Below are 8,679 nucleotides of genomic sequence, written 5' to 3' on the forward strand. Positions count from 1 at the left end.
TTCGGGGGTGCGACATGGCGCGACGGCGGGCGAACGTCCTCAGTGAGAACGCAGAGGTGGCGCGAGGGCAGATACTGAAGGCTGCCGAGTCGATGTTCCAGCGGTACGGGCTCTCGAAGACCACGATGGACGACATCGCCAAGGAGGCCGGCGTTTCGCGGCCGACCGTCTACCGCTACTTCGGTGACCGTGACACGCTGATCACGGCCTTGATCGAGTTGCGGTCGCGCCGGCTGTTCGACAAGGCTCGTGCGTTCCTGAGGGAACGGACGACGTTCGCGGAGCAGATCGTCGACGGCCTGATCTTTCTCGTCGACCGTGGTCGCCACGATCCGATCGTCCGCTTGATCGTCAGTCCCGAACACATGGACATGGCGACGGCTCTGATCGGCAGCACCGGACTGGCGGTCCGGCTGACCCAGGAGATGTGGGCGCCGCTGCTCGACGAGGCCCGCGAACGAGGTGAGATCCGCGAAGGCCTCACCGACGAGGAGATCTGCCAGTGGATCGCGCTGGTGCAGCTCATCCTGGTCGGGCGGATGGATTTCGGCTCCGAGGGGGACCCGGAAAACAGACGGATGCTCACCAACTTCCTGCTTCCGGGAATCGTGACGGAGGAGGCGGCGGAACAGCTGCGGTCCGGTGGGGCAGCTGCTACTCCGACCCACTGAAGATCGCGGGTACGGAGTGGTAGACCCCGGACGCCGAACCGGGTAATGGCTCAGCGCGGCAGCGGAGTCACCCCCGCCGCCGCGAAGGCTCCCGCGACCACGTTCTCGTAGATGCGGTCGAGGTCGAGTTCGTCGCCGAGGAAGCCGCTGCGCACGATCGTGGCGAACCCGTGCATCGCGGTGAACAGGCTCACCGCGGCCTCGAGCGTGTCCTCCTCCGGCACCCCGCAGGAGGCGAGCATCGAGCGGAGCGCCCTGTTCGCGTCGAGGGCCGCCGCGATCAGGGCGCTGCGCTCGATCGGTTCCGTCGTCAGCGTCTGGTAGCGGTGCGGATGCTCGGCGGCCCACGCACGATGCGCATCGATCAGGGTGCGCAGGCCCTCCGGCCCGCTGCGCCCCATCGCCACCTCGCGCAGCCGCTCACCGAGGTCGGCCATCGTCCGCACCTGGATCTCGCCGCGGACGTCGTCGAGACCACGGACGTGGTTGTAGAGCGAGGCGGTGACGATGCCGAGGCGGCCGGCGAGGGTGCTCATTGTCAGCTGCTCCCAGCCCGACTCGTCCACCGCCTCCAGTGCCGCCTCGATCACCTTCTCGCGGCTGAGGTTTCGACGGCGCATCGGCAACTTCTTCTCGGTTTCCATCCGCCCATCCTACGGGTCTTCCATTTCAAACGAATGTGTGTAGCTTATAAACGACGATCATTCGTAAACAAGTGCGAGGTGGTCCCGTGACGGCATCACGTATCGACCTGAAGAACCCCGATCTCTACACCGAGGGGGTACCCCACGACTTCTTCGCCGAGCTGCGGCACGGCTGCCCGGTCTACCGGCAGGACGAGGAGGACGGACCCGGCTACTGGGCGGTGACGCGCCATGCGGACGTCACCGCGGTCTCCCGCGACAGCGCGACGTTCTCGTCGGCGCTCGGCACGACCCAGATCGACGAGTTCGACGACGAGACGCGCCTCAAGCAGGCGGCGATGCTCGTCAACCTCGATCCGCCCGCGCACACCCGGCTGCGCCAGCTCGTCAGCCGCGGCTTCACGCCCCGGATGGTCCGGACGCTCGAGGGGCACATCCGGGACATCTGCAACCGCATCGTCGACGATCTGATCGAGCGGGGCCGCGACGGCGCGGTCGTCGACTTCGTGCCGGTGGCCGCCGCCCCGCTTCCGCTCGAGGTGATCGCCGCCCTGCTCGGCGCACCCACGGAGGACGTCGGCAGGCTCTACGACTGGTCCAATCGGATGATCGGGTTCGACGATCCGGAGTACGGCAACACCCAGGCCGACGGGGAACTCGCCGCCGCGGAGATCTTCTTGTACGCCAACGAGATCGCCGCGGCGCGCAGGGTGGAGCCGCGCGACGACATCGTCTCCCGGCTCGTCCGGCCGGACGAGAACGGTGACACGCTGACCGAGATGGAGTTCGACATGTTCTTCGTGCTGCTGGTGGTGGCCGGGAACGAGACGACCCGCAACGCCACCGCCGGCGGCATGCAGGCCTTCATCGACCATCCGGATCAGTGGCGCCGCCTGCAGGCCGAGCCGGAACTCGCCGCCGGCGCGGTCGAGGAGATCCTCCGCTGGGTCACCCCGGTGATCGGGTTCCGCCGCACGCCGACGTGCCCGGCGACGATCGGTGACCAGCCCGTCGAGGCGGGGGACAAGGTGGTGGTCTACTACCCGAGCGCGAACCGGGACGAGGACGTCTTCGAGGACCCGCACGTCTTCGACATCGGCCGGACCCACAACCCGCACGTGGCGTTCGGGGGCACCGGGGTGCACTTCTGCCTGGGCGCCCACCTGGCGCGCCTGGAACTGCGCATCCTGTTCGAGACCCTGGCGCGCCGGATCGAGCGCATCGAGCCCGCAGGGCCGGTCCGGCGGCTGCGCTCGAACTTCATCAACGGCATCAAATCCATGCCCGTACGGGTGTATCCGAAGGTCTGAAGCGAATTCGGGTGGGTGGGACCATTGCCTCGGACAGGCGACCGTAGTAATGTCCAGACACGTGTCCAGAAATGTGAATCTCGAATCCACCCGCCGCCGTCTCACCGAGAAGCAGGCCGACACCGTGGACCGTCTGACGCGCGCTGCCGTCGAGGTCCTGCGGGAAGAGGGGTTCGCAGGACTGACCGTACGCAACGTCGCCGCTCGGGCCGGTGTCGCACCGGCCACCGCCTACACCTACTTCTCGTCCAAGGAGCACCTCGTCGCCGAGGTGTTCTGGCGCCGGCTCGCCGCCTCGCCCGAACCCGAGGCGGCCACGACCGACCGGGTCGACCGCGTGGTCGCGGTGCTGCGCAACGTCGCGCTGATGATGGCCGACGAGCCCGAACTCGCCGGCGCGGTCACCAGCGCGCTGCTCGGCCGCGACCCCGACGTCGAACACCTGCGCGCCCGCATCGGCCTCGACATCCGGGACCGGCTCGCCACGGCCCTCGGCCCCGACGCCGATCCCGACGAGATCGAAGCGCTGGAAATGCTCTACGCCGGCGCCCTCGTCCGGGCGGGCATGGGGTACGAGACCTACGAGAAGATCGCCGATCGGCTGGAGACCTCCGCCAAACTTCTATTGGAGTAGCGCATGACCCAGGCTTCGCTCGAACCGCTCCTGTTCGATCCCTACGACTACGGCTTCCATGAGGACCCGTATCCGATCTACCGGCGCCTGCGCGAGGAGGCGCCGCTCTACCGCAACGACGACCTCGGCTTCTGGGCCCTGTCCCGGCACGCCGACGTCGTCGCGGGCTTCCGCGACCACACCCGGCTCTCCAGCGCGAACGGGGTGTCCCTCGACCCGGCGGCCTACGGCCCCCACGCCCACAAGGTCATGTCGTTCCTCGCGATGGACGACCCCCGCCACATGCGCATGCGCCGGCTCGTCTCCAAGGGCTTCACCCCGCGCCGGGTCGCCGACCTGCGCGGCCGCATCCTCGAGCTGACTCTCCACTACCTCGACACCGCCTTGGACAAGGACGAATTCGACTGGATCGCGGACTTTGCGGGCAAGCTCCCGATGGACGTCATCTCCGAACTGATGGGCGTGCCCGAGGCCGACCGCGCCGAACTGCGCCGGCTGGCGGATCTGGTGGTCCACCGGGAGCGGGGCGTACTCGACGTGCCCGTCGCGGCGATGGAGGCGTCGCTGAACCTCGTCGGCTACTACGCGGACATGCTGGCGCAGCGCCGCGCCCACCGGAGCGAGGACCTCACCTCGGCCCTGCTCGACGCCGAGGTCGACGGAGACCGCCTCGAGGACGACGAGATCATCGGCTTCATGTTCCTGATGGTCGTCGCGGGCAACGAGACCACCACCAAACTGCTCGGCAACGCACTGTACTGGGGCGCGAAGAACAAGACCGAGGTGGCCCGCGTCCTCGGCAACCCGGACGCAGCCCCGGGCTGGGTGGAGGAGACGCTGCGCTACGACACCTCCAGCCAGATCGTCGCGCGCACTGCCGCCACCGACATCGACGTGCACGACAGCACCATCCGCGCGGGCGACAAGGTGCTGCTGCTCATCGGTTCGGCCAACCGTGACGCCGAGGTGTTCGAGGATCCCGACACCTTCCGCATCGGCCGCGACAGCGCGTCCAAGATCGCCAGTTTCGGTGGCGGCGTGCACTTCTGCCTCGGTGCCCACCTTGCGCGCCTCGAGGCGAACATCGCGCTCGAACAGTTCGCCGCGCGCGTCGCCGACTACGACGTCGACTTCGACCGCTGTGAACGCGTCCACTCCACCAACGTCCGAGGCCTCGCGGCCCTGCCCGTAGTGGTGACCCGGCGACATGCCTAGATTCGAACCCAATCCGCCGCGCCGGCCCGCGATCGTCAGCGGCGCCTCCTCCGGCATCGGTACGGCCACCGCCTTCGCGCTCGCCGCCCTCGGTCACCCGGTCGCCCTCGGTGCGCGGCGCGTCGAACAGTGCGAGGCCCTCGCGGAGAAGATCCGCGGCGAGGGCGGCGAGGCCTTCGCGCACTTCCTCGACGTGGCGTCCACCGAATCGGTCGACGAGTTCGTCGCCGCCGCCGAGAAGGCCCTGGGTCCCACCGAGATCGTCCTGTCCGGCGCCGGTGACATGGATTTCCGGCTCGTGCACGAGATGGATCCGGACCGGTTCGAGTTCCAGGTGAACGTCCATCTCGTCGGCACGCAGCGTCTCGCCCATCGCGTGCTGCCGGGGATGATCGAACGGCGCCGCGGCGACTTCGTCGTCATCGGTTCGGACTGCGCCGACGTCGCGCGGCCCCGCATGGGCGCCTACGTCGCCGCCAAGACGGGCCTCGAGGCGCTCGTGCGTCAGATGCGGATGGAACTCGAGGGCACGGGGGTTCGCGCGTCGGTGGTGCGTCCCGGCCCGACACAGACCGGGATGGGACTCGATGCCCCCGCGGAGATCATCGAGCCGCTGATCGCCGACTGGACCAGATGGGGCTTCGCCCGGCACTCCTACTTCCTCCGCGCCTCCGAGATCGCGAACGCCGTCGTCGCCGTCGTCTCGGCCCCGCGCGGAACCCACCTGGTGCTGACCGAAGTGCAGCCGGAAGCGCCTCTGCAGAAGGATTCTCGGGGAAAGGACCCTGAATGACCACGATCACCACCCCCACGCGCGTCTCGGGGGGCGAGCACGAACACGGCCACCTCGAGGAACTGCGCACCGACCCGATCGGCCTGATGCAGCGAGTCCGCGAGGAGTGCGGCGACGTCGGCGCCTTCCAACTCGCCGACCGCAACGTCGTGCTGCTCTCCGGGGCTCGGGCCAACGAGTTCTTCTTCCGCTCCGCCGACGAGGACCTCGACCAGCAGGCCGCGTACCCGTTCATGAAGCCGGTCTTCGGGGAGGGCGTGGTCTTCGATGCCAGCCCCGAGCGCCGCAAGGAGATGCTGCACAACTCCGCGTTGCGCGGCGAGCAGATGAAGGGCCATGCCGCCACGATCGAACGCGAGGTCCGTGACATCGTCGCCGGGTGGGGTGACGAGGGTGAGATCGACCTGTTGGAGTTCTTCGCGGAGCTGACCATCTACACGTCCTCGGCCTGCCTGATCGGCAAGAAGTTCCGCGACCAGCTCGACAGCCGGTTCGCGAGCCTCTACCACGACCTGGAGAAGGGCACCGACGCCCTCGCCTTCGTCGACCCCTACGCGCCCATCGAGAGCTTCCGTCGCCGCGACGAGGCCCGCCGCGGGCTGGTCGCCCTCGTCGAGGAGATCATGGTCGACCGCATCGCGAACCCGCCCCAGGGCAAGGAGGATCGCGACATGCTCGACGTCCTCGTCTCCATCAAGGACGAGAACGGCAAGGAGCGGTTCAGCGCGGACGAGATCACCGGCATCTTCATCTCGATGATGTTCGCCGGCCACCACACCACGTCGGGGACGGCGGCATGGGCGTTGATCGAGTTGCTGCGCAATCCGGAGTACCTGCACGGGGTCACCGACGAGCTCGACGTCCTCTACGCCGACGGTGAGGGCGTGAGTTTCCATGCGCTGCGGCAGATCCCGATGCTCGAGTCGGTACTCAAGGAGACGCTGCGGTTGCACCCGCCGCTGATCCTGCTGCTGCGCGTCGCGCGCGGCGAGTTCGAGGTCGAGGGGTACCGGATCGGCGAGGGCGACCTCGTCGGCGCTACCCCGGCGATCTCCAACCGCATCCCGGAGGACTTCCCCGAGCCCGATGCCTTCGATCCGGGCCGTTACCTCGATCCGCGGCAGGAGGACATCGTCAACCGCTGGACCTGGATCCCGTTCGGGGCCGGCCGGCACCGGTGCGTGGGGGCGGCGTTCGCCCTCATGCAGCTCAAGGCGATCTTCTCGGTCCTGCTGCGCGACTACGAATTCGAGATGGCTCAGCCGGCCGACACCTACCGCAACGACCATTCCAAGATGGTGGTGCAGCTCGCGCAGCCGTGCGCCGTGCGCTATCGCCCTCGCACCCGGATGTAAGGACTCGCGCCGTGAAAGTGGAAGCAGACCTCGATCTGTGCCAGGGCCACGCGATGTGCTCGCTGGAGGCACCGGACGTCTTCGACGTTCCCAAGCACGGCAAGGTCCGGATCCTGATGGACGACATACCCGAAAAACTTTGCGGCGACGTCCGATCCGCCGTACGGTACTGCCCCACCCGAGCCCTCCGCATCGTCGAGGACTGATCCAGAGGAGACAAGTCATGGCACCCTTCGACCGAGCAGAACTCGACGAGATGATCGAGCGCTGGATCGAGGCCAACAAGAAGGCCGAGGCAGCCGGTGACTGGAAGCCCTTGGCCGACATGTACACCGAGGACGCGACCTACGGCTGGAACTACGGTCCCACGGACGACTTCATGGCCGTCGGGCGCGAGGAGATCCGCGAACTCGCGCTCGGCCAGGAGATGGCCGGCCTGGAGGGCTGGCAGTATCCCTATCAGCGGTTCGTCGTGGACGAGCGGACCGGCGACGTCATCGGCTTCTGGAAACAGGTCGCCGACGCCACCCGCGACGACGGGTCGCACTACGAGGTGCACGGCTTCGGCGGCAGCTGGTTCCGCTACGGCGGGAACTTCCGATGGTCCTGGCAGCGTGACTTCTTCGACTTCGGGAACATCTCCCACCTCTTCCTGGAGATGATCACGGGCAACGCCCTGTCCGACGGCATGAACAAGCGGATCGAACGGTCGACCTCGACGAAACGTCTTCCCGGCTGGTATCCGGCCGGACAGGCGCCGGTTCCGCTGTGGTGAGCCCGGTGAACGTCCGCGACTCCTTCGCGGCGCTCTCCCGGGCCGACCTCGCCGTCCTCGTCCCCGAACTGCTCCTGTGCGGTCAGCTCATCGACCGCTCCGGGATGGCGCACCTGATCTCGGCGTTCGGACGGGAGGGAATGACCGAGGTCGCCGTCGAGGAGTGGCAGGCGTCGAGCCCGTGGTACACCCGGCGCATGCAGCGGGCCCTGCGGTACGAGGGCGACGGTGTCGAGACGATCTTCAAGGGGCTGCAACTCGACATCGGCGCGCCCCCGCAGTTCATGGACTTCCGGTTCCGCGTCGACGACCACGACCACGGTGAGTTCCGGCTCGACCACTGCGGCGCGCTCATGGACGTCGAACCGATGGGCGACGCGTACGTGAAGGCCATGTGCCACGACATCGAGGACCCGACGTTCGACGCGACCGCCCTTGCCACCAACCCGCACGCCCGGGTGCGGCCGATCCACCGGCCGCCGCGCCGGCCGGCCGGCCGCCATCCGCACTGCGCGTGGACGGTGACGATCGACCCGTCGCACGTTCCGCCGCAGGCCGCGCCCCACACCGAGGCGATCGGGCGTACCGCGGCCGTCGCAGTGGAACTCAGCGCGATCGACCCGGCGGACGAGGGACTCGGCGACTATTCCGGGCCCCTGCTCTCCGACCTGCGGTTCGCGGACTTCTCGCACTCGGCCCTGGTGCGGATCGCGGAGGAGGTGTGCCTGCAGCAGCATCTGCTCACACTGGGTTTTCTCATCGGCGTGCGCAAACGCACGGACGAGGACGCCGCGCTGGCCCTTACCCGCAAGCAGTTGACCGGCATCGCCGGGCTGGCGTCCGAGCGGATACGCGACGCCCTCGGCCTGCCGCGCGACTTCGAGGGACTGGCGACGGTGCTGTCGGTCCACCCCGTGTTCGCGCCGAGGCAGTACGTCCAGCGCGACATCCGGTGGGAGCCGGACAGGCTGCGCCTGCGCCTCGGGCGAGCCGGGGGTGCCGACGCGGACGGGTCGTGGCCGACTCTGGTCGACGGGCACCACCTCGAGCCGCTGCAGGCGCTGGTGCGCGGCGTCGACCCGCACTTCACCGCGCACGTGGTGTCCGAGGACGCACACGCGCTCACCGTCGAGGTGATCCGCCACGCCGAACCCGCGAAGGAATGCGGCGAGGTGGCGATCACCCGCTTCAGCACCGGCGCGAACTTCACGTTCGCCGACCGCGGAATCCCCCTGCCGCTCACCGTCGTCTGAGCGTCCCGTCCATTCCCACCCCACCCCAC

The 8,679-nt window shown here is 68.4% G+C and carries 10 protein-coding genes; 9 read left to right on the forward strand and 1 reads right to left on the reverse strand.

Annotation, left to right across the window (positions count from 1 at the left end; translation table 11 throughout):
- The first annotated feature begins 14 nt into the window (after positions 1–14).
- Positions 15–671 carry a TetR/AcrR family transcriptional regulator gene (locus G6039_RS09165; RefSeq protein WP_006936256.1) on the forward strand — a complete coding sequence of 219 codons (657 nt, stop codon included), beginning with the start codon at positions 15–17 and terminating at the stop codon, positions 669–671.
- 50 nt (positions 672–721) lie between these two features.
- Here the strand turns inward: G6039_RS09165 and G6039_RS09170 are convergent, their stop codons facing one another.
- Complete coding sequence (locus G6039_RS09170; protein ID WP_043799834.1) at positions 722–1,315, reverse strand: TetR/AcrR family transcriptional regulator; 594 nt, start codon at positions 1,313–1,315, stop codon at positions 722–724.
- Positions 1,316–1,401: 86 nt separating this feature from the next.
- Between G6039_RS09170 and G6039_RS09175 the strand changes: the two genes are divergently transcribed.
- From G6039_RS09175 to G6039_RS09210, 8 genes are all read left to right on the forward strand, one after another.
- Positions 1,402–2,625, forward strand: a complete 1,224-nt coding sequence (locus G6039_RS09175) for a cytochrome P450 (protein ID WP_006936251.1) — start codon at positions 1,402–1,404, stop codon at positions 2,623–2,625.
- Positions 2,626–2,698: 73 nt separating this feature from the next.
- Positions 2,699–3,259, forward strand: coding sequence for a TetR/AcrR family transcriptional regulator (locus tag G6039_RS09180; protein WP_006936248.1), 561 nt, complete (start codon positions 2,699–2,701; stop codon positions 3,257–3,259).
- Between the two features lie 3 nt (positions 3,260–3,262).
- On the forward strand, positions 3,263–4,474 hold the full coding sequence (locus tag G6039_RS09185) for a cytochrome P450 (protein WP_043799837.1): 1,212 nt from the start codon (positions 3,263–3,265) through the stop codon (positions 4,472–4,474).
- Positions 4,467–5,267, forward strand: a complete 801-nt coding sequence (locus tag G6039_RS09190) for an SDR family oxidoreductase (RefSeq protein WP_006936244.1) — start codon at positions 4,467–4,469, stop codon at positions 5,265–5,267. The genes G6039_RS09185 and G6039_RS09190 overlap by 8 nt, the downstream gene beginning before the upstream one ends.
- Entirely contained in the window at positions 5,264–6,622 is a 1,359-nt protein-coding gene (locus tag G6039_RS09195) for a cytochrome P450 (protein WP_029541687.1), read from the forward strand. The genes G6039_RS09190 and G6039_RS09195 overlap by 4 nt, the downstream gene beginning before the upstream one ends.
- A gap of 11 nt (positions 6,623–6,633) precedes the next feature.
- Entirely contained in the window at positions 6,634–6,828 is a 195-nt protein-coding gene (locus G6039_RS09200) for a ferredoxin (RefSeq protein ID WP_006936239.1), read from the forward strand.
- A gap of 17 nt (positions 6,829–6,845) precedes the next feature.
- Positions 6,846–7,397: a Cif family virulence factor gene (locus tag G6039_RS09205; protein ID WP_029541690.1), complete on the forward strand. Its 552-nt coding sequence runs from the start codon at positions 6,846–6,848 to the stop codon at positions 7,395–7,397.
- Between the two features lie 5 nt (positions 7,398–7,402).
- Positions 7,403–8,650, forward strand: a complete 1,248-nt coding sequence (locus G6039_RS09210; RefSeq protein WP_373867489.1) for a hypothetical protein — start codon at positions 7,403–7,405, stop codon at positions 8,648–8,650.
- The last annotated feature ends 29 nt before the right edge of the window (positions 8,651–8,679 follow it).

Origin of the sequence: Rhodococcus aetherivorans, from assembly GCF_011058165.1 — a bacterium.
Taxonomy (GTDB): Bacteria; Actinomycetota; Actinomycetes; order Mycobacteriales; family Mycobacteriaceae; genus Rhodococcus; species Rhodococcus aetherivorans.